Source organism: Cobetia sp., assembly GCF_983723665.1.
The window spans coordinates 2,698-22,609 of record NZ_CFDJES010000013.1; the positions used below are offsets into that span (position 1 = coordinate 2,698).

A 19,912-nucleotide genomic window follows, 5' to 3' on the forward strand; every position below is an offset into this window, starting at 1 on the left:
GCAATGCCGCCGAGGCGGCCGTCCTCGAGCAACTCGACACCGCCTGAGCACGAGCCAGGCTGACCAGCTCCTTTCACGACCACCCTCCCGATCGCTCTTCCAATCGCTCTCCCAGACTTTCCCGGAATCGACAGACAATCGACAAACCCAAGCACAGCAAGAAGAAAGCACAGGCAGCAGAAAGCACAGAAACGACAGAGGCCCCGCCAATTGGCGGGGCCTCTGTCGTCTTGCGGCTGACTTCGGCGCTGGTGGAGCTCAGCATCTGGCGCTCAGAGCCTGGCAATCAGAGCCTGGCAATCAGCGCTTGCCACTCAGGGCTCGCCGCTGATCACACACCACTCAATGACGCTGGGCGCTGTCACTGTCGAAGACCACACGCGAGACATCCGCGTAGCGCGCCGCGAAGTGCACGATCATGCCTTCCTTCAGGTATTCCGGCAGCTCATCGTAATCGCGCTGGTTGGCCTGCGGCAGAATCAGCTCGTAGATATCACTGCGCCGCGCCGCAATCACCTTCTCGCGGATACCGCCCACCGGCAGCACCTGACCGGTCAAGGTCAGCTCACCGGTCATCGCCAGCCCCTTGCGCGGCGCCTGATGCTTGGCCAACGACATCAGCGCCGTGGTCATGGTCACGCCGGCGCTGGGGCCGTCCTTGGGCGTCGCGCCTTCAGGCACGTGCAGGTGAATGAAGGACTCGTTGAAGAAGTCCGGCTCGGCATCGTAGGCCTCGAGATTGGCCAGGGTGTAGGAGTAGGCGATGTTGGCCGACTCCTGCATCACGTCGCCCAGCTTGCCGGTCAACTTCAAGCCACGTGTCAGGCCATGCACCCGGGTAGCTTCGATGGGCAGGGTCGCACCGCCCATGCTGGTCCAGGCAAGCCCGGTCACCACGCCTTCGCCGGCCAGGACCTTCTCGCGACGGAAGATCGGCGCACCGAGGAATTCCTCGAGGTTCTTGACCGAGACCTTCACGGTCGGAAGCTCCTCTTCCAGCAACTTCACCGCCGCCTTGCGCACGATACGGTGCAGCTGTTTCTCCAGCTGGCGCACGCCGGCCTCACGCGCATAGCCTTCGATGACCTGACGCAGCGCGGCATCACTCAGATTGATGCGCTTCTTGGGGATGTTGTCGCGGGTCAGCAGCTTCGGCCACAGGTGGTGCTTGGCGATCGCCATCTTCTCCTCGGCGATGTAGCCGGAGAGGCGAATCTGCTCCATACGGTCCAGCAGCGGGCCGGGAATGCTGTCCAGCGTATTGGCGGTACAAACGAACAGCACCTTGGAGAGATCGAGGCGTACATCGAGGTAGTGATCGAGGAAGTCGACGTTCTGCTCCGGATCCAGCACCTCGAGCAGCGCCGAGGCCGGGTCGCCCTGGAAGGACTGCCCCAGCTTGTCGATCTCATCGAGCATGATCACCGGATTCTCGACCTTGACCTCCTTGAGCGCCTGCACCAGCTTGCCGGGCATGGCGCCCACGTAGGTGCGGCGATGGCCCTTGATCTCGGACTCATCGCGCATGCCGCCGATCGAGAAGCGATAGAACTCACGACCCAGCGCCTGGGCGATGGAGCGCCCGATGGAGGTCTTGCCCACGCCGGGCGGGCCGACCAGCAGCAGGATCGAGCCGCCGACATCGCCCTTGAAGGTGCCCTCGGCCAGAAACTCGACGATGCGTGACTTCACATCATCCAGCCCATCGTGATCGCGATTGAGAACGGTGCGCGCATGCGCCAGATTGAGCTGATCGGTGGAGGTGATGCCCCACGGCAGCGAGGTCAGCCAGTCAAGATAGTTGCGCGTGGTGCCGTATTCCGGCGAGCCGGTCTCCAGCACCGACAGCTTGTCGAGCTCATCATCGATGCGCGACTGGACACGCTCCGGCACCTTGAGCTCGTCGAGACGGCCGCGGAAGGTATCGACGTCGTTCTCGCGATCATCCTTGGAGATGCCCAGCTCACGCTGGATGACCTTGAGCTGTTCGCGCAGGAAGAATTCGCGCTGATGCTTCTCCATCTGCGCGTTGACCTGCTGGGAGATCTCGGTCTGCAGCTGTGCGACCTCGATTTCCTTGCGCAGCAGGGGCAGCACCTTCTGCATGCGCTCCATCACCGGCAGCGACTCCAGCACCTCCTGCAGCTCAGCGCCCTTGGCCGAGGTGATGGCGGCGGCGAAATCAGTCAGCGGACCCGGTTCATGCGGGCTGAAGCGGTTGAGGTACTGCTTGAGCTCCTCGCCGTACAGCGGGTTGATCGGCAGCAGTTCCTTTATGCCGTTGATCATCGCCATCGCGTAGGCGCGCGCCTCATCGCTCTCGGCATCGACCGGCTCGCGCGGATAGGTGACCTCGACCAGATAGGGAGGCTTGCGCGACAGCCAGCGCGTGATGCGGAAGCGGCGCAGTCCCTGGGCGATGAACTGTACCTGGTCATCGCCGTCTTCAGGCTTGTGGACGCGTACGGCAGAGCCGATCTCGGGGAAGTGCTCGACCCCCAGCTCATCGACCTCGACATCGCCGACGAAGGCCAGACCGACAGCATGATGCGGCGTATTGCCGACCAGCTGCATGGTCTCGGCCCAACGCTGCTTGTTGATCACCAGCGGCTGGACCTGGGCCGGGAAGAACGGGCGATTGTGAATCGGCAGCAGGTAGATGCGCTCCGGCAGCTGGTCACCACTGGGCACCAGCCCACCCGAGGCGGAAGAAGAAGAAGGCTCTTGTGACTGGCTGTCATCCTCGAAGCCGGCAAGAATATCGTCGTTATCGGAAATCTCTTCGTGACGTGGCATGCAACCCTCATGAAACCAGGCCTCGGTTGAGGCGATCATCTCCCCCAATGCGGCCAGTGAGCCACTTTATCAAGGCAGGCTTGCCGCACCGGGGGCGCAACACTGCGTGTTCAGGGTGGCACCTGATGCGCCCCCTGGAAACGACAATGCCCGCCATGAGGCGGGCATTGTCGTTTCCAGCATACTGCGCGGCGCTCAGTAGATCGGGGTGCCGTTGATCTTCACGCTGTCACCGTCGATCTCGACCACGAGGTTGCGGTCGGCGGCCTGCGGAGAGACACCCGCCATCATGGCCATCATCGGCGGCACGTTGCGGAACTCGAAGCGCCCGCTCAGACGATTCAGGAAGGCCTGCTGACCCGGTACGGTCTGCAGTTCCTGGATGGTCAGATCAGTGATGTCGGCACCATCGAGAATCATCTGGCCATCACCTTGCATGTCGACACCGAAGGCATCGCTCTTGGCATTCAGCGATTCCAGCGTCATGCGCGGAGAGGTGCTCAGCATGGTGAACAGCGGCGCTTCGACCTTCTCGAGGATGGCGACCTGCTGCTCTTCGCTCAGCTCCTCGAACGGCTTGCCCGCTTCTTCCAGCAAGCCCTGCAGCTGGGTGATGAAGTCATAGACGGCCGCACCCTGCAGACGGTCGATCGAGATGGACACGTCGCCGCTGGCCATCTGCTGATCACCCGCACTGACATCCTGCACCGACAGCTTCATCAGATAGCGCAGCTCGGTCGGGTCCAGACGCGTTTCGCCGCTGTAACGGATATCGCTGGCGACCACCGGCGGCTGACCGGTGCCGTTGTCGATGGTCAGGGTGTCCAGCACGATCTTGTCGTCCTGGCGGAAGTCATTGTCCGCCCCGCGATAGATGCCGTTGAGGCTCAGGGTGCCGACGCTGACCTTCTCGGCGCCATTGGTGATATCGAACGGCGTGATCTCACCATCCACGGTAATTTCCGGGGTGTCACCGCCATCGTGGGAGGCCAGCAGCTCACCGCCCTGGAAGTCGATGCGCGTGCCGCTCTCCGAGTCCTGCCAGTCGAAGGCCGGCAAGGTCAGGGTGGTGTCGCTGGCGCCGCTGAAGTTGTCGACGCTGCCATCGAAGGCGATCGCCTTGCCATCGCCGAGCACTTCGGCGAAGACATCGCGTGACGGCGTACCGTACAGCACCTTGACGTTGCCCTGCATGGTGGTCGACAGCAGGCCGTGGCCGGCTTCATAGGGCAGTACGATGCGCATGGGACCTTCACCGTCCCCGGTGGCGAGTTCCATCTCTACCCGGCCCGTGGAGCCGAACCAGCCGCTGTCGACATCCTCACGGGTCGCCTTGATGTCGGAGCTCCTGTCGAGCTCTGCCACCATGCGGGCCATCTCATCTTCAAAGCGCTGGCTTGAGTAAGCCACGCCGCCGACATAGCCGGCTGCCCCGATGACGACCACTGCCGTCGCGGTTACCAGTCCCTTGCCCATCGCATTAACCCTTGTCCGTTATTGGAGCATCACACCGTCTGCGCGGTGCCTCTTGTCGCATCTGCTTCCATCAGTGAAACATGTGCGTGAGCCTCGCCACCAAGGCAGCGAAGCGTCAGTGCAACCACAGCCACAGATGCATCGTCGACCAGGCATAGATACCGGCGAAGACGTCATCCAGCATGATGCCGAAGCCACCGGCAACCCGGCGGTCGGCCCAGCGAATCGGCCATGGCTTGAGAATATCGAAGACCCGGAAGACCACGAAGCCCCATAGCGCTGCCTGCCAAGAGAATGGCACGGCGGCCATCGTGATCCAATAGCCGACGAATTCGTCCCAGACGATCCCGGAGTGATCATGCACACCGAGATCGCGCGAGGTGCGATCACAGATCCAGATCCCGACCAGCGACGCGACCAGCACGATGGCCAGATACGGCCACAGCGTGAGGTTGGTCATCAGCCAGTAGAACGGGATTGCCGCGAGAGTACCGAAGGTGCCCGGTGCAAAGGGCGCGGTACCACTGCCCAGACCGAAGGCCAGGAAGTGGACGGGGCGCCGCCAGACACTGGCGGGAGCGCGATTCATGGTGCCACCCCGTTCGCGTTGCGTGGCGACGCATCGCCGCCGGAGCCGTCTGCCCTAGAAGCCTGCGTGGCAGAGACCTGTGTGTCAGAGCCCTGTGTGACAGAAGCCTGCGAGGCAGAGAAATGCTGCCAGCTCTGGCCCGTCGCTGCCTGCTCAACGCCCTTGTCCATCAGCATCACGCGCGGCGCATCGCTGCCCGCCGCCTGCATGCGACCGATGACATTCAAGGACAGATTGAGCGAGCGCAGGGCGAGCCTGGCCGTCTCGAGATTCTCTTGGGGCAGCGTGAGCAACAGCTCGTAATCGTCGCCGCCATTGAGGACCGCCTCGCGGGCACCCTGCTCGCCCAGCGCCGTGACCAGCTCCGGCGCCAGCGGCAGTTCGCCAAGCTCCAGCGACGCCGACAGCTGACTGGCACGACAGATGTGTGCCAGGTCGCCCATCACGCCATCGGAGACATCCAGGCCCGCACTGGCCAGCTCACGCAGCGCCAGCCCCGCATCGACCCGCGGTTCTGGTCGCAGGTAGGCCGCCAGGCAAGGATTCAGCACATCGCGTACGCCATCCTGCCAGGCCTTGAGGCCAGCATGCGCCAGCCCCGGCAGGCCGGTGACCGCGATGAGATCCCCCTCGCGGGCACCGTCACGCCGCAGAATCGGGCGGGTCACGCTGTCGGCCTGCTGGGCAGGCTCGAGCACGCACGGCAGCTCGCCATGCACGGTGATCGTGATGGAGAGCGGGCCGCGCGTGACGTCGCCGCCTACCAGCGCGATGCCGTAGCGATCCGCCAGCGCGTGGAAACCGGCTGCAAAACCATGCAGCCAGTCTTCATCCACGTCCGGCAACGTCAGGGCCAGCAACGCCCAGCGCGGGGTCGCGCCCATCGCCGCCAGATCAGACAGATTGACGGCCAGGGCGCGATGGCCAATGGACGCCGCAGGCGCATCCGGCGGGAAGTGCACCCCCGCCACCGAGGTATCGACACTGACCGCCATCTGCATGCCATCACTGGCGGCAAGAAGTGCACAGTCGTCACCCGGCCCCAGCAACACGCCCGGTGCCCCGGACAGATCGCGCTGGAAGTAGCGGGCAATCAGCTCGAATTCACCTGGCATGTCAGCGCAGGCGGGCCTGGGTCACCTCGGCACTGCGCAGCTTGACTGCCAGCTTGTCGAGGATCCCGTTGACGTACTTGTGCCCGTCGGTGGCACCGAAGGTCTTGGCCAGCTCGACCCCTTCGTTGATCGCCACGCGATACGGCACTTCCATGCGCTTGGACAGCTCGTAGGCGCCCAGACGCAGGATGGCCAGCTCGATCTCGTCGAGATCCTGCAGGCGACGGTCGAGCAGCGGGCTGATGCTGGCATCCAGTTCTTTCTGGAAGCGCGGCACGTTGTGCAGCAGCTCGTGGAACAGGGCCTGGTCGGCGATGCGCATCACCTCGACCCAGTTCTCGTGCAGCTCGACGTCATCGTCGACCTTTTGACCACGGAACTCGGCTTCGATGGTGGTCATGTTCTTGCCGGTCATCTGCCACTGGTAGATGCCCTGCACGGCCAGCTCGCGAGCGGCGCGACGCGCCTGCTGCTGCTTGGACGGCTCGCGCTCGGTACGTTCCTTGCGTTCGCTCACGCGTCACCTCCCATGGCCTTGAGCAGGGAGACCATTTCCATCGCCGCCATGGCCGCTTCGGTACCCTTGTTGCCAGCCTTGGTGCCGGCACGCTCGATGGCCTGCTCGATGGAATTCACCGTCAGCACGCCATTGGCGACCGGGGTGTCGAATTCGAGCTGCAGACGCGACAGCGCGGAGTTGCATTCACCGGCGACATATTCGAAGTGCGGCGTACCACCGCGGATCACCGCGCCCAGCGTGATGACGGCGTGCGGCTTGACCTTGGCCAGCACGGCCTTGACGGCCAGCGGAATTTCCCAGGCACCCGGCACGTGGATCAGGTCGATGTTTTCCTCATCGACGCCGTGGCGTACGAGAGAATCGACCGCGCCTTCCACCAGGCTGTCGACGACATGGTGGTTGAAACGCCCGACGACGATGACGTAACGGCCATCGACATTGGTGAAAGTGCCTTCGAGTTGAGCAATCGGTTGCATGGTCAGTCCACAATGCTAGCGCCCCGGAGAACCGGGGCGGGGATATCAATCATACCGGGGAAGGCCGCCAGAAGTGCGCAACCTCCCCCGCCATTTGGGGTGCCGAAGCGCTTACGCGCCTGCGGCGTCTGCGCCTGTCTCGCCTGCCGTGTCATCACTGCCGACCAGTTCGACCACTTCGAGGCCAAACCCGGACAGGGCAGAGAACTTCCACGGCGAGCTGAGCAGACGCATCCGGCCGACACCGAGATCCCGAAGGATCTGGGCACCGGTACCGGTGGTCAGATAATTGCCCGCACCATCGGATTCGTTGGTGCGCGGCGTACGACGTCGTCCGAGGAAGACATCGAGACGATCCTTGTAATCCATCGCGTCGCTGCCGGTGTCCAGCAGTACCAGCACGCCGGCATCGGCGGCGGCGACTTCGGCGAGCGCATCATTGAGCGCCCAGCTGCTGCTGCCCGGCTGACGCAGGGTCAGCAGGTCGCGCATCGGGTCCTGCACGTGCACGCGCACGGTGGTCAGAGACTCGGCGTCCGGCGTGCCCTTGACCAGCGCCAGGTGGTGACGGCCCTGGATGCGATCGCTGAAGCAATGCAGCGTCAGCTCGCCGAAGGCGGTCTCGACCTGCTCGCTGTCCAGCACTTCCACGGTCTGCTCATTGTGGATGCGATATTCGATCAGGTCCGCAATGGTGCCGACCTTGAGGTCATGCTCGGCGGCGAAGCGCTCGAGCTCTTCACGACGCGCCATGCTGCCGTCGTCGTTCATGACCTCACAGATCACGCCGGTCGCGCCAAAGCCCGCCATGGACGCCAGGTCACAGGCCGCCTCGGTATGGCCGGCACGACGCAGCACGCCACCCGGTTCCGCCATCAGCGGGAAGATGTGCCCCGGCTGGACGATGTCCTGCGGGCGCGCATTGCGCGCGGCGGCAGCCTGCACGGTACGGGCGCGGTCAGCCGCCGAGATGCCGGTGGTGACGCCTTCGGTGGCCTCGATGGAGAGCGTGAACTTGGTGCCGAAGCCGGAACCGTTGGCCTGAACCATCAGTGGCAGCTGGAGCTGTTCGCAATGCTCACGCGACATCGGCATGCAGATCAAGCCACGCGCGTGGCGTGCCATGAAGTTGATGTGCTCGGCTGTCACGGCTTCCGCGGCGATGATGATGTCGCCTTCATTCTCACGATCCTCGTCATCCATGAGGATGACCATCTTGCCTTGCCGGATATCCTCGACGAGTGCTGCGATGCCTGATAGCGCCATGCTTGCTCCACTTTACGGGCTGCGCCGGCCCATGCCGGACCCACGCGTATTATCAAAAAGTCGGGCGTCAGGGTACCCCGCCACCCCGTTTTGCGCCAGCACCCAGCGACGCCGCTGTCGCCAGACGGCGGCAAGTGCTTGCGTGACAAGAAGAAATCAGTCGCCGCTCTCCTGCGGGTCTGGCGATGCTACCGGCACTGCGGTGATGCGCCAATCACGCCCCACCGCCCGGATACCGCGAATCTCGACCCGTCGCTGCTGCGCCATGTGATCCAGCCCCGGCAGCGCCAGCAGCGGGCGAGCCTCGCCCCCCAGCAGCGTCGGGGCCATGAAGAGCTGCATCTCATCGACCAGCCCCGCATTAATCATGGCCCCGGCCAGTACCGCGCCGGTTTCCAGCAGTACCTCGTTGGCCTGCTCGTGCTCGGCCAGATAACGCAGCAGGGCCTCGAGGTCCACGCGGCCATCTTCGCCGGCCGGCAGCGCCAGCACCTCGGCACCGGCCGCCTCCAACAAGGTACGTCGCTCAGCCTGCGCCGCTGTCTCATCCGCGACACATACCAGCAGCGTACGACCGGATTGCGCCAGAATGCGCGCCGCCAGCGGCAGACGCAGATGGCTGTCCACCACCACGCGCAACGGCTGACGCGCCACCAGCGCCTTGAGCCCCAGCGGATGGTCTTCGAGCCCGAGCTGGTCGGCGCGCACATTGAGACGCGAATCATCGAAGATGACCGACTCGATGCCGCTCATCACCACGCTGGAGCGCGCGCGCAGACGCTGCACGGCACTGCGCGCTTCGGGGCCGGTGATCCACTGGGATTCGCCGGAAGCCATCGCCGTGCGCCCGTCCAGACTCATGGCCTGCTTGAGGCGCACGAAGGGCCGACCGCGCTCCATGCGTGACAGGAAGCCGGGATTGAGCGCTCGCGCCTCCTGCTCCATCACCCCGACCGTCACCGCGATGCCCGCGCCCTGCAGCAGCGCGATGCCGCGCCCGGCGACCTGCGGATTCGGATCACGCATCGCGATCACCACCCGCGAGACGCCCGCCGCGATCAGCGCCAGTGAGCAAGGGCCGGTACGCCCGGTGTGGGAGCAGGGCTCCAGCGTCACATAGGCCACGCAGCCCAGCGCGCGCTCGCCTGCCTCTGCCAGCGCATTGACCTCGGCATGCCCTTCCCCGGCACGCACGTGAAAGCCGCTCGCGATCACCTCGTCGGTCTCGGCCTCTACCAGGACACAGCCGACACGCGGATTGGGCTGCGTCGTGTAGCTGCCCAGTCGTGCCAGGCGCAGGGCGTGGGCCATGTGGCGCGCATCACGCGCCGAGGGAGCACTGCGGTCGTGAGAGTGGCTGTCACGGGGAGCATGAGAAGCATGAGGAGAAAGAGACATGCGATACCTTGGCGTGAAACGAGAGAAGGTCAGGCGTTGCCCAGGCGGCGGCCAATACCCCGAGGCCTGAGCCACGCAGCGTGACGCGACAGGGCCAGCAGGCGCAGGCCTCGAGGGCATCTGCAAGGATGCCTGTGGCGAGGCATCAGGGCCGCGCGTCTTCCTCGCCCGGCAGGAAGCTGGGTTCCTGGGCGAGACGGTCAATCTCGGCGCGGAACTCATCAAGATCCTGGAAGCGACGATAGACCGAAGCGAAGCGGATATAGGCGACCTGATCCAGCCGCTTGAGCTGCTGCATGACCTCATCACCGATGCGCCGCGCCTCGATCTCACGTTCGCCGGTGGCACGCAGACGCTGACGAATGCGCTCCACCGCGGCCTCGATCAGCTCGGAGGAAACCGGGCGCTTTTCCAGCGCGCGCAGCATGCCGGCACGCAGCTTGTGCTCATCGAAGCTCTCACGCGAACCGTCGCCCTTGACCACGCGCGGCATGACCAGCTCCGCCGTTTCGTAGGTCGTGAAACGCTCACCGCAGGCCGCGCACTGGCGACGCCGCCGCACCTGGTCACCCTCGACCACCAGTCGGGAATCCGTGACCTTGGTTTCATGAGTTCCACAGAAGGGACAGTGCATGTTGGAGAGCCTGCTTGGGTGCGAGGTGGCTGCGGCCCCGCGCGAAGCACAGCGAGGAAGTGGCGCAGCGCAGCCGAATGACAGCGAATGGCGGGTATTGTAACCGTTAAGGCACCGCCACGGGAGCCTATGTCAGCCCCGACATGACTGAACTAGCCTTGAGGAGCGCCCAAGGGGCGACAGGAGTTTCCTGGATTGTCGCCCCGGGGGGGCGGACACCGCGGCGAAAGCGTCCATCAACCTGCCGGCAGGCTTGAAATCCCCGCCCGATAACCGAAAGATGACATCAGGGTGCAGCGCCTCACAAGGACGCTTGCCCGAGCCGTGAAATCCTTTCACGACTGGCGGCGAATGATCTCTGCCGCGAGATTGATCACGATGACGCAAGGAGCTGCGACATGGGAATCATTGCATGGATCATATTCGGTCTTATTGCCGGCATCATCGCCAAGGTGATCGTGCCCGGCAAGGACCCGGGTGGCATCATCGTCACCAGCATCATCGGCATCCTGGGTGCCGTGGTCGGTGGCTGGGTCGGCACCCTGATGGGTTTCGGTGAAGTGACGGGATTCAATCTGGCCAGCTTTGTCATCGCCGTGCTCGGCGCCGTCATTCTGCTGATTCTGTATCGCGTGCTGCGCAAGTAAAGCATGTCATGAAGCGCAGTGGCGTCAGCTGGCCGCAGGCCACATGACGCCAGACAGGACGGCCAGCCGGCACATGCAGGCTGGCCGTCCTGCCTTGCAGGCTTGACGAATCTGGCCCGAGGCGTGCATGACTCATGAGTAAAGGCGCCAGGCCGTCACCCACGGGCGCCGCTGAGCGATGCGCCATTCAGGGATTTCACCAAGCGACGGCCAGCCGACTTCATCTGATATGTGATTTCCAGTCTTGCCACCGGCCCCGCAGGATTGCACCGGCGGGCTTCCCGAAGATCACCCGCGACACGCTCTGCCATTGCGGCTCACGAGGCAGAGTCTGACCGCTTTTGCTGCCACGAGGATTGCCCATGTCCGATACGTCATCTCCCGATCACTCGACATCCACTGCCTCAGATCCTGCGCCGAGCGAGGGCAGCGCCAGGCCACGCGCCAGAGTCTCTCTCGCCAAACGTCTCTCGCAAGCTGATTTCCAGGCGCACGCCACACGCCTGCTCGCCGAGATCTACCCACAGCGTCATGAAGAAGTCCTCAGACGCCTGGAGACGGTGCTGGATTTCCATCGCACGCGCCTCAACCCCCGCGTACCGGAAGGCGAGCCGCTCTGGAGCGAGCGCGACCAGTGGCTGATCACCTACGGCGACAGCCTGCAGCAGGAAGGCGAGGCGCCACTGGCGACCCTGCACGACTTCCTCGCCAGCCGACTGGACGACAGCCTGTCCGGTGTCCACGTGCTGCCCTTCTTTCCGTGGAGCAGCGATGACGGCTTCAGCGTCATCCACTATCGCGAGGTCAATCCGGTCCTCGGCGACTGGCAGGACATCCGGCGCCTGAGTGAGCAGCGCGACCTGATGGCAGACCTGGTCATCAATCACTGCTCGCGCGAGTCACTGTGGTTCGCCGATTATCTGGCCGGCGTGCAGCCCGGCCGCGACTACTTCATCGAGATGGACCCCGACACCGATGTCTCCGAGGTCGTGCGCCCGCGTCCATCTGCCCTGCTCACGCCGGTGCATACCCGTCGTGGCCTGCGCCATCTTTGGGCAACCTTCTCGGATGACCAGATCGACCTGAACTTCGCCAATCCCGATGTGCTGCTCGAGTTCATCGGCATCCTGCTTTACTACCTCGAGCAGGGCGCGGGCATCATCCGCCTCGATGCGGTGGCATTCCTGTGGAAACGCCAGGGCACCTCCTGCATCCACCTGCCGGAGACACACGCCGTGGTGCGCCTGCTGCGCGCCATCGTCGACCATCTGGCGCCGGGCAGCCTGTTGATCACCGAAACCAACGTGCCCCACGCCGAGAACATGTCCTACTTCGGGCTCGATCGCCTGTCACAGCACGACCTCACCGCCATCGAGGGCAGCGCCCAGGCCGATGAAGCGCACCTGATCTATCAGTTCACGCTGCCGCCGCTGACGCTGCACACCCTGACCTCCGGCGATGCCAGCGCCCTGACCCAGTGGGCCACCAGCCTGCCGTCCCTGCCTTCCGGCTGCAGCTACTTCAACTTCACCGCCAGTCACGACGGTATCGGCGTTCGCGCCCTTGAGGGCCTGCTGCCCGACCACGAGCGCGACACCCTGGTGCGGCTGGTGCATGACTTCGGTGGCTACGTCAGCATGCGCGCCAACCCCGGGCGCGCCGACACCCCCTATGAGCTCAACATCAGCTACTTCGATGCGCTCAAGGGCACGCGGCGCGGCCAGGACCCGTGGCAGATCGAGCGCTTCATCGCCAGTCAGACCCTGATGCTGAGCCTGCAGGGCATCCCGGGGCTGTACATCCACTCGCTGACCGCGACTCCCAACCACCAGGAAGGCGTCGAGCGCGATGGCCATCTGCGCGCCATCAACCGCCGCAAATGGCAGCGTGATGAACTGGAAGCGCTGCTGGCAAGCCCCAACACCGCGACCCATGAGGTCTTCCACGCCCTCAAGCGCCGCATGGCACTGCGCCGCAACGAACCCTGCTTCCACCCGGATGCCGACCAGAATGTCTTCGATGTCGGCCCGGATTTCTTCGTCTTCGAGCGCGTCACCCATGAAGGGCGACGCCTGCTGTTCGCCCTCAATGTCACCGATCAGCCGCGCGTACTGCCGCTGCCGGAAAGCTGGCAAGGCGTCGCGCTGACCGACCACCTGTGCCACGACAAGGCCTACGATCCCACCATGGCCCGCCGTCCCTATCAGGCGGCCTGGCTGATGGAGCAAACCGTGCGCCCGCCGGCCATCGAGGTCGTCTGACGCCCGCGTTTCTTCCTTCTGCCTACGACAACGGGGCTGCCAGTGGCAGCCCCGTTGTCGTAGGTCTTGCTGTTTCCCGCCGCGAGCCTTACTGGTTGTCCAGCTCCACCGCTTCGTGCATGCGCTCGAGCAGGTCCGGCACGGCTGACTGCACCCGGTTCCAGCTCGGGATGAAGGGCTTGTCGCGCGGATTGTCGAGGAAGGCGCTGCCGGCATCCATGATGTTGGCGGCGAACAGCTCCACCGCCGCTTCCTCACTGTGGCGGTCCACCGTCAGGCCATTCATGACGGCATCGTTGTAGTAGGTCTCGATCAGGTCCAGCGCGATACGGTAGTAGGTGGCCTTGATGGTGCGGAAGGTCTCGCCGTGCATCTCGACGCCCAGCGTGGCCAGCTTGCGATACATGGCCTTGGCGATGTCCAAACTCATGCGATTCAAACCGCCCAGCGCATCTTCCTCGGACAGCGGCTGGTGCTTGTGATCGTAGGCATCGGCGATGTCCACCTGACACAGACGCTTGGTGGAGTAGTTGCGATGGACCTCGGACAGCACGCCGATCTCCAGCCCCCAGTCACTGGGAATGCGGATGTCCGCCAGCACGTCGGTGCGCATCGAGAATTCGCCGGACAGCGGATAACGATAGCTGTCGAGATAATCCAGGTACGGCAGCGGGCCATAGACCTTCTTGAGCGCACGGATCAACGGCGTGACCATCAGGCGTGCCACGCGGCCGTTCAGCTTGCCCTGGGCGATGCGCGAGTAGTAGCCCTTGCAGAACTCGTAGTTGAACTGCGGATGGGCCACCGGGTAGATCAGGCGCGCCAACAGGCCGCGGTCATAGGTGACGATATCGCAGTCATGCAGTGCCACCGCCTCGGCGATGCCCGAGGCCTGGACGTAGCCTGAGCAGTACCAGACATTGCGCCCCTTGCCGGCTTCCATCGGCGCCAGGCCATGCTCGGTCAGCTCCTCATCCAGCGCCCGCAGACGCGGGCCGTCGTTCCACAGGATGCGGTGATGCTGCGGCAGATGTGAGAAGAACTCCTTGGCATGCTCGAACTGGTCACGGTCGGCGCGGTCCAGCCCGATCACGATCTCGCTGAGGTAGGGCACCTGCGCCAGCTCCTCGACGATATGCTTGAGCGCCGGGCCTTCCAGCTCGGAATACAGCGACGGCAGAATCAGGCTCATCGGTCGCTTGCGGGAGAAGCGCATCAGGTCCGCTTCGAGATCTTCCACCGGACGATCGGTCAGGTTATGGAAGTTGGTGATGATGCCATTCTGGTAAAAATCGCTCATGTCAGCTCCTTGTCATGCCGAAGACACGCATCAGGCAGGCGTCAGGCGCCCAGACCTCTGGATGTCCATTCTTCCGGCTGGCCATTGGCCAGCCAGTGACGCAATCCCTCGACCCATCCCTGCGGTCCGGGGAGATTGGCGCGAAAACAGCGGCGCTCATCCGCCAGTAGCGGATAATCGGCAAGCTCCCGATCACGCTGAGAGGTATCACCGACGCCGGGGATCAGCACAGCGTTGTCGACCGCGGCCAGCAGTGGCAGGTCATTGGCGCCATCGCCGAAGCCCAGCGTCCAGGGGCGCACCCGCTCGTAGAGCCGGTAGCGGGCGATCAGATAGCGCGCTGCCACGCCCTTGTCGCTGTCCCCGGTCACGTGATGGAAGCGCCCACCACGTGTCAGCTTGAGGCCATGGCTGGCCAGACGCGTGCGAAAGTCCTCGAGACGCTCCGGCGCGTCACGCCACACCAGCGGTTCACTGGCATCACGCTGTCCCGCCAGGGCCGCGTCGCCCTCCCCCAGCCCCGTCAGCTCGCTGATTCTCGCCACCGACATCGAGGCAAAGCCCTCGAAGGCGAACTCCCCGCTCAGCTCCTCCAGCACCGCGAGAATCCTGTCGCGGGGCATCGCCACCGCGATACGACACAGGCCGTGTGCGTCCGGGGCGCTGGCCTCTTCCAGCGGGTAGGCACTCAGCCAATCGGCCGGCAACGCCACCACGCCGCCGTTTTCGGCGATCCACGGCTGGCCCGCCAAGCCCAGCGAGTCCATCAGCGGCGCCAGTTCGGCCGCCGTCTTGGAGGTGTTGGGGACGATCCAGGCACCGCGCGCGCGCAGGCGGGTCAGCCAGCTGCGCGCCGCCCCAGGCGAGTAATCGTGGTGATCCAGCAGCGAGCCATCCAGATCGGTCAGCAACAACAGCGGTGCTTGAGTCTCTGACATGTGAACTCTCCTCGTGAAGTGCTGCAGCGTGTCGGGGGTCACCTCGACAGGATCTCGTGGCACCGGACAGGCATTGCAAGAGCATTGCAGGGAATGTGCCAAGATGGTGCAGCTGCCATGACAGCCTGCCCCTTCTCACCGTGGCTGTGTTTGTGCGTCCGCTCATTTGCACCATAAAAGAGCACAAAGCCTGCCATGCATGCCCCCTCGCCACACGACGGCGCAAATCTTTCGTCACCAACGACGACGCCCTCGCATCTGCGAGGGCGTCGAGTCTACGGCTAAGTCTGTTGAGACTAGACCAGCCACAGCGACAGTTGCGGCCACAGCAGCAACATCGCCAGCACGCACAGCTGGATGGCGATGAACGGCAGCAGCGAGACGAAGATATCCTTGAGACTGATGCCTTCCGGTGCCACGCCTTTCAGATAGAAGGCGGCAGGCCCGAAGGGTGGCGACAGGAAGGACACCTGCATGTTGACCGCGAACAGCACACCGAACCATACCGGGTCGTAGCCGAGCTGCACGATGATCGGCACGAAGATCGGCAGGGTCAGCATCGCGATGCCGATCCAGTCGAGGAACAGCCCCAGCAGCAGCAGGATCGCCATCATCACCATGATGATCGCCAGCGGCGGGATATCCAGGCCGAGAATCATGCTCGACACGAAGCGGTTGCCGCCCATCAGGTTGTAGACCCCGACCAGTGCCGCCGCGCCGATACCGATCCAGATGATCATGCCGCAGGTGTTCATGGTCTGGGACAGCGCACGCTGCATCAGGGTGATGGAGAACTCGCCGCGCAGCATCACCGCCACCAGCACGCCGAAGCTGCCCATCGCCGCGGCTTCGGTCACCGAGGCCACGCCACCGTAGATGGAGCCCAGCACCAGCCCCGCGATGACCGCCGGCACGCCGATGGCCTTGAGCAGCTCACGCTTGCTCTGGAAGCTGGCGCGGCGCTCCTCCTCGGGCATCACCGGCCCCAGTGAAGGGTTGCGCAGACAGCGGATCAGCACGTAGATGATGTAGCTTGCCATCAGCACGATGGCCGGGGTGATCGCCGCGGTGAACAGGTCCGCGATCGACTGGTTGGCGATCAGGCCATAGATGATCAGCACGATGGAGGGCGGCATCATGGTGCCCAGCGAGCCGCCGGCACACACCACGCCGATGGCGATGTGCTTGTCATAGCCGAGCCTGAGCATCTGCGGCAGTGCCAGAATCCCCAGCAGCACGATCTCGCCGCCGATGATGCCGGACATCGCGGCGAGGAAGAACGCCACCACGATGGTCTGGATCGCCACGCCGCCGGGCAGTCGCCCTGCCATCACGCGCATGGCATTGAACAGGTCCTTGGCGATCCCCGAGCGATCCAGCAGCGAGGCCATCAACACGAACATCGGCACCGCCACCAGCGAATACTCGGTGACGAAGCCATAGACACGACTGGTGACCAGCGGCAGCGCCATCGGGCCGAACCAGCCGAAGGTGTAGGCCAGCGCGACCAGGCCGGTGACGAAGGCCAGCGGCAGGCCGGTGACCAGCAGCGCGAAGATGCCGCCGACCAGCAGCATCGTAGCCGTTGCGATATCCATCAGCGCGGCTCCTTGTGGTCAGCTGTGGCGTCGGGAGCGGCATCGGAAGTGGCGTCGGATGCGCCACTTCCCTCACTGCCGCCCTCGGGCGGACGGGGCGAGAAGAATGTCTGGTAGAGATGCCACAGCGCCTGCAGGGTCATCACCGCCAGCGCGAACAGGATCACGCCCTTGGTCAGCGCCGGAAACGGCGGATTCCATGAGGTGCCGGAACGCTCCAGCTGCCACTCGCCCAGCGGACTGTGCGAGGCACGCCAGAACATCACCCAGCCCGCATAGCTCATCGCCAGACAGAAGACGAACGTCATCACGTCATTGAAACAGTCCAGCACGTAGCGAAAGCGCGTGCCGACCAGGTCGTAGAGCACACGCACGCGAATATGGCGATTGTTGGCCAGGGCCGCCGGGCCGCCCAGCGCGAAGCTGGTCGCGACCAGGAAGATCACCGTCTCGTGCACCCAGGAGGTCGGCGAATCGAGGCCGTAGCGCATCACCACCTCGAACACGCTGATCGCCATCGCCAGCAATACCAGCCACGCCGCGGCGCGCGTGCCCTTGCCCACCAGGCGGTCCAGCGGCGTCCGCGTGCCCAGATTCGGGTCGTGGTCATCCGACGCCTCGGGTAGCCCCGGCGACGCCACATCATGTTCTGCCATATCGAATTCCTTGCTGACTCGCTGCCTCAAGGAGAATCGGCGCGCCCAGTGAGCACGCCGACCTTGATCTCCCGCGTCTTTATCGTTCTGCGATCGTGTGGCCAAAAGCGTGGTTAGCTGATGCCTCTTGCCACACGGCGGCTGGCGCCCATCCCGCGCGCCAGCGGGCTCACATCAGGTTGCGGTCGGTCAGGAAGCTGACCACGGACTCGTAGACCTTGCCGGTCAGCTCATTCTTCTCGGCCCACACCTTCCACTCCTGCTGCGCGATGCGACGGAACTTGGCGCGCTCCTCCGGCGCCATGTCGATCACCTCAATATCCGGATTGGCACGCGCCGCGCTCACCGCCTTGATGTCACGCGCCTTGAGGGTGAAGACCATGTCGTAGGCCATCGCATCGGTGGCGCTCTCCATGATCGCCTTGAGATCCGCCGGCAGGCCGTCCCAGATGCCCTTGTTCATCGACACCGCCACCATCGGCAGGGAGTGGAAGCCCGGGTAGGACGGGTACTTGGCGAAGCTGTGCAGGCCCTGGTCATCATTGGTGGCGAAGACGGTGTAATCCGCCGCGTCGATCACGCCCTTCTCCAGGCCGGTGTAGACCTCGGAGCCCGGCAGGTTGACGGGCGCCGCGCCGGCCTTCTGGAAGATGTTGTAGACCATGCCTTCCGGCGCACGCACCTTGAGGCCCTTGAGGTCATCGACGGTGCGCACCGGCTTCTTGGAGACGAAGGACTCAAGCCCGGTGGCGCCCGCGCCGATCAGATGCACGCCGTAGGGCTCGACCAGCTCGTTGTAGAGCTCCTCACCGCCGCCGTGCTGCATGTACTCGAGATATTCCAGCGGGTCACCCCAGGCGCCCACCAGGTTGCCCAGCATGCCGAAGGCCGGATTCTGGCCCGAGAAGTAGGACGGATCGGTCAGGTGGCCCTGCAGGATGCCGGCGCTGACGGCGTCCAGCGTCTGGTTGGCCTGCACCACGGCATTGACCGGCAGGATCTCGATGGCGATGCGGCCATCCGACATGGTCTTGATGCTGTCGGCCCAGGCCTTCTTGACCTCGAACTGCGGCTCCCCGGCCGTCTCGGAGGTCTGGAAGGTCCATTCATACTCGGCGGCCCAGCTCGGTGTGGCGATCAGCGTGGCGGCCACGGCGGTGGACAGAGCCAGCGCCTTGAGCGTGACACGGGCGGGAGCGGCAGTGGTGAGCGGCGAGGTAGTGGTGAGCGGCGAGATAGTGGAACGCGGCATGGTGAAACTCCTGGCTTGTTGTTATGACGTTCTAGGGTCAGTGGAAGACGTGCTGGCACTCCCCGGCGTGGCGAAACGCCGCGAGGTGCCGTTCACTCGCTTGATAGCGGTGCAGACAGGCTGGGCAGCTGGCCGAAGCGGCGCAGCAGCTCCAGCGGTTCCTGGGCGCGCCCGGCGGGATGGCTGCCTTCAGAGGCCGCAGGCATGGCAAGCCCGAGGTCCTGACCGGTGCGGTCCAGCACATGCAGGGTCGCGGCGTGGGCGGCATCGGGCTGGCGCAGACGAATCGCCTCCATCACCGCGCGATGGCGGCCGAGGCTGTCACCCAGCTCCGAGGCATTGTGATTGGAAGTCGCCACCAGCAGGCTGATCGACGGCTTGAGCACATGGCCAAGCTGCGCCCAGATGACGTTGTGGGTCGCGGCGAAGATGGCGTCGTGGAAGGCGATATCGGCGCGGTCGAACTCCTCCATGGCGCTGCCGCCATGCACCGCTGCGGCCATGCCGTCGTAGGCCTGCTCGATGGCGGACAGGTCCTGGGCGGTGGCCTCGGTGGCTGCCAGAGCGGCGACGAAGGGTTCGATGGAGATACGGAAGGCGTAGATGTCCCGCGCCAGCTGCGGATGCGGCATCGCGTAGCGCGTCATCCAGCCGGTCACGCGCGGATCGAGCAGATGCCACTCGCTGAGCGGATTGACGCGGGTGCCCTGGCCGGTGGTGCGGGTGAGAATCCCGGCATTGACCAGGCTCTGGATCGCGGTGCGCACGGTGGCGCGGCTCTGGGCGTGCTGATCACACAGGTCCAGCTCACGAGGAATCAGGCTGCCCGGCGGGTAGCGATTCTCGAAGATGGCCTGCGCCAGCCATTCGGCGACATCGACACGCGCGGTCGAGGTGTCTCCAGCTGAGGCAGACGCTGTGGATACGGGCGTTGAAGAAGAGGCATTGGTGCGCGGGCTGCCGCCAGCGGCACTCGTGGGAGGCGTGGTC

The 19,912-nt window shown here is 64.6% G+C and carries 17 protein-coding genes; 2 read left to right on the forward strand and 15 right to left on the reverse strand.

Annotated features, from left to right (window positions below):
* Positions 1 to 342: 342 nt before the first annotated feature.
* The 9 genes from lon to nrdR all read right to left on the reverse strand — a co-directional run bounded on the left by lon (position 343) and on the right by nrdR (position 10,270).
* Positions 343 to 2,796: an endopeptidase La gene (gene lon, locus AC4FAH_RS02720; RefSeq protein ID WP_153636349.1), complete on the reverse strand. Its 2,454-nt coding sequence runs from the start codon at positions 2,794 to 2,796 to the stop codon at positions 343 to 345.
* Positions 2,797 to 2,991: 195 nt separating this feature from the next.
* Positions 2,992 to 4,272 (reverse strand): DUF945 family protein, encoded by a 1,281-nt coding sequence (locus tag AC4FAH_RS02725; protein ID WP_153636350.1) that lies wholly within the window; start codon positions 4,270 to 4,272, stop codon positions 2,992 to 2,994.
* A gap of 115 nt (positions 4,273 to 4,387) precedes the next feature.
* Entirely contained in the window at positions 4,388 to 4,861 is a 474-nt protein-coding gene (locus tag AC4FAH_RS02730; RefSeq protein WP_043331372.1) for a phosphatidylglycerophosphatase A family protein, read from the reverse strand.
* On the reverse strand, positions 4,858 to 5,976 hold the full coding sequence (thiL, locus tag AC4FAH_RS02735; RefSeq protein WP_279835526.1) for a thiamine-phosphate kinase: 1,119 nt from the start codon (positions 5,974 to 5,976) through the stop codon (positions 4,858 to 4,860). The genes AC4FAH_RS02730 and thiL overlap by 4 nt, the downstream gene beginning before the upstream one ends.
* A gap of 1 nt (position 5,977) precedes the next feature.
* Positions 5,978 to 6,493, reverse strand: coding sequence for a transcription antitermination factor NusB (nusB, locus tag AC4FAH_RS02740; protein ID WP_054555539.1), 516 nt, complete (start codon positions 6,491 to 6,493; stop codon positions 5,978 to 5,980).
* Positions 6,490 to 6,972 (reverse strand): 6,7-dimethyl-8-ribityllumazine synthase, encoded by a 483-nt coding sequence (gene ribH, locus AC4FAH_RS02745; protein ID WP_043331374.1) that lies wholly within the window; start codon positions 6,970 to 6,972, stop codon positions 6,490 to 6,492. Before ribH ends, nusB begins: the two co-directional genes overlap by 4 nt.
* 111 nt (positions 6,973 to 7,083) lie before the next feature.
* Positions 7,084 to 8,238 carry a bifunctional 3,4-dihydroxy-2-butanone-4-phosphate synthase/GTP cyclohydrolase II gene (ribBA, locus tag AC4FAH_RS02750; protein ID WP_054555540.1) on the reverse strand — a complete coding sequence of 385 codons (1,155 nt, stop codon included), beginning with the start codon at positions 8,236 to 8,238 and terminating at the stop codon, positions 7,084 to 7,086.
* A gap of 156 nt (positions 8,239 to 8,394) precedes the next feature.
* Positions 8,395 to 9,549, reverse strand: a complete 1,155-nt coding sequence (gene ribD / locus AC4FAH_RS02755) for a bifunctional diaminohydroxyphosphoribosylaminopyrimidine deaminase/5-amino-6-(5-phosphoribosylamino)uracil reductase RibD (RefSeq protein ID WP_490245620.1) — start codon at positions 9,547 to 9,549, stop codon at positions 8,395 to 8,397.
* Positions 9,550 to 9,781: 232 nt separating this feature from the next.
* Entirely contained in the window at positions 9,782 to 10,270 is a 489-nt protein-coding gene (gene nrdR, locus AC4FAH_RS02760; protein ID WP_043331377.1) for a transcriptional regulator NrdR, read from the reverse strand.
* 398 nt (positions 10,271 to 10,668) lie between these two features.
* Between nrdR and AC4FAH_RS02765 the strand changes: the two genes are divergently transcribed.
* Complete coding sequence (locus AC4FAH_RS02765; RefSeq protein ID WP_043331379.1) at positions 10,669 to 10,917, forward strand: GlsB/YeaQ/YmgE family stress response membrane protein; 249 nt, start codon at positions 10,669 to 10,671, stop codon at positions 10,915 to 10,917.
* Positions 10,918 to 11,279: 362 nt separating this feature from the next.
* A complete protein-coding gene (locus AC4FAH_RS02770; protein WP_279835525.1) occupies positions 11,280 to 13,178 on the forward strand; it encodes a sugar phosphorylase in 1,899 nt (632 codons plus the stop codon).
* Between the two features lie 88 nt (positions 13,179 to 13,266).
* Here the strand turns inward: AC4FAH_RS02770 and AC4FAH_RS02775 are convergent, their stop codons facing one another.
* The 6 genes from AC4FAH_RS02775 to AC4FAH_RS02800 all read right to left on the reverse strand — a co-directional run.
* Positions 13,267 to 14,478 carry a glycosyltransferase family protein gene (locus AC4FAH_RS02775; RefSeq protein ID WP_054555542.1) on the reverse strand — a complete coding sequence of 404 codons (1,212 nt, stop codon included), beginning with the start codon at positions 14,476 to 14,478 and terminating at the stop codon, positions 13,267 to 13,269.
* Between the two features lie 41 nt (positions 14,479 to 14,519).
* Positions 14,520 to 15,416 (reverse strand): HAD-IIB family hydrolase, encoded by an 897-nt coding sequence (locus tag AC4FAH_RS02780; protein ID WP_153636354.1) that lies wholly within the window; start codon positions 15,414 to 15,416, stop codon positions 14,520 to 14,522.
* 296 nt (positions 15,417 to 15,712) lie between these two features.
* On the reverse strand, positions 15,713 to 17,014 hold the full coding sequence (locus AC4FAH_RS02785; RefSeq protein ID WP_043331381.1) for a TRAP transporter large permease: 1,302 nt from the start codon (positions 17,012 to 17,014) through the stop codon (positions 15,713 to 15,715).
* Positions 17,014 to 17,670, reverse strand: a complete 657-nt coding sequence (locus AC4FAH_RS02790) for a TRAP transporter small permease subunit (protein ID WP_153636355.1) — start codon at positions 17,668 to 17,670, stop codon at positions 17,014 to 17,016. The genes AC4FAH_RS02785 and AC4FAH_RS02790 overlap by 1 nt, the downstream gene beginning before the upstream one ends.
* A 169-nt stretch (positions 17,671 to 17,839) precedes the next feature.
* The gene (locus AC4FAH_RS02795; RefSeq protein ID WP_490245621.1) at positions 17,840 to 18,922 is read right to left on the reverse strand and encodes a TRAP transporter substrate-binding protein; all 1,083 of its coding nucleotides are present in this window, start codon (positions 18,920 to 18,922) and stop codon (positions 17,840 to 17,842) included.
* 92 nt (positions 18,923 to 19,014) lie between these two features.
* Positions 19,015 to 19,912: FadR/GntR family transcriptional regulator (locus AC4FAH_RS02800; RefSeq protein WP_490245622.1), on the reverse strand; the 898-nt coding region annotated here is incomplete at its 5' end.

Bases quoted from the DNA above. Each gene is read 5' to 3' on its own strand.
- ribD (WP_490245620.1), bottom strand. From the start codon at position 9,549: ATGGCCCACGCCCTGCGCCTGGCACGACTGGGCAGCTACACGACGCAG.
- ribBA (WP_054555540.1), bottom strand. From the start codon at position 8,238: ATGGCGCTATCAGGCATCGCAGCACTCGTCGAGGATATCCGGCAAGGC.
- AC4FAH_RS02790 (WP_153636355.1), bottom strand. From the start codon at position 17,670: ATGGCAGAACATGATGTGGCGTCGCCGGGGCTACCCGAGGCGTCGGAT.
- AC4FAH_RS02725 (WP_153636350.1), bottom strand. From the start codon at position 4,272: ATGGGCAAGGGACTGGTAACCGCGACGGCAGTGGTCGTCATCGGGGCA.
- thiL (WP_279835526.1), bottom strand. From the start codon at position 5,976: ATGCCAGGTGAATTCGAGCTGATTGCCCGCTACTTCCAGCGCGATCTG.
- AC4FAH_RS02785 (WP_043331381.1), bottom strand. From the start codon at position 17,014: ATGGATATCGCAACGGCTACGATGCTGCTGGTCGGCGGCATCTTCGCG.
- AC4FAH_RS02770 (WP_279835525.1), top strand. From the start codon at position 11,280: ATGTCCGATACGTCATCTCCCGATCACTCGACATCCACTGCCTCAGAT.
- AC4FAH_RS02795 (WP_490245621.1), bottom strand. From the start codon at position 18,922: ATGCCGCGTTCCACTATCTCGCCGCTCACCACTACCTCGCCGCTCACC.
- AC4FAH_RS02765 (WP_043331379.1), top strand. From the start codon at position 10,669: ATGGGAATCATTGCATGGATCATATTCGGTCTTATTGCCGGCATCATC.
- AC4FAH_RS02775 (WP_054555542.1), bottom strand. From the start codon at position 14,478: ATGAGCGATTTTTACCAGAATGGCATCATCACCAACTTCCATAACCTG.
- ribH (WP_043331374.1), bottom strand. From the start codon at position 6,972: ATGCAACCGATTGCTCAACTCGAAGGCACTTTCACCAATGTCGATGGC.
- nrdR (WP_043331377.1), bottom strand. From the start codon at position 10,270: ATGCACTGTCCCTTCTGTGGAACTCATGAAACCAAGGTCACGGATTCC.
- AC4FAH_RS02730 (WP_043331372.1), bottom strand. From the start codon at position 4,861: ATGAATCGCGCTCCCGCCAGTGTCTGGCGGCGCCCCGTCCACTTCCTG.
- lon (WP_153636349.1), bottom strand. From the start codon at position 2,796: ATGCCACGTCACGAAGAGATTTCCGATAACGACGATATTCTTGCCGGC.
- AC4FAH_RS02780 (WP_153636354.1), bottom strand. From the start codon at position 15,416: ATGTCAGAGACTCAAGCACCGCTGTTGTTGCTGACCGATCTGGATGGC.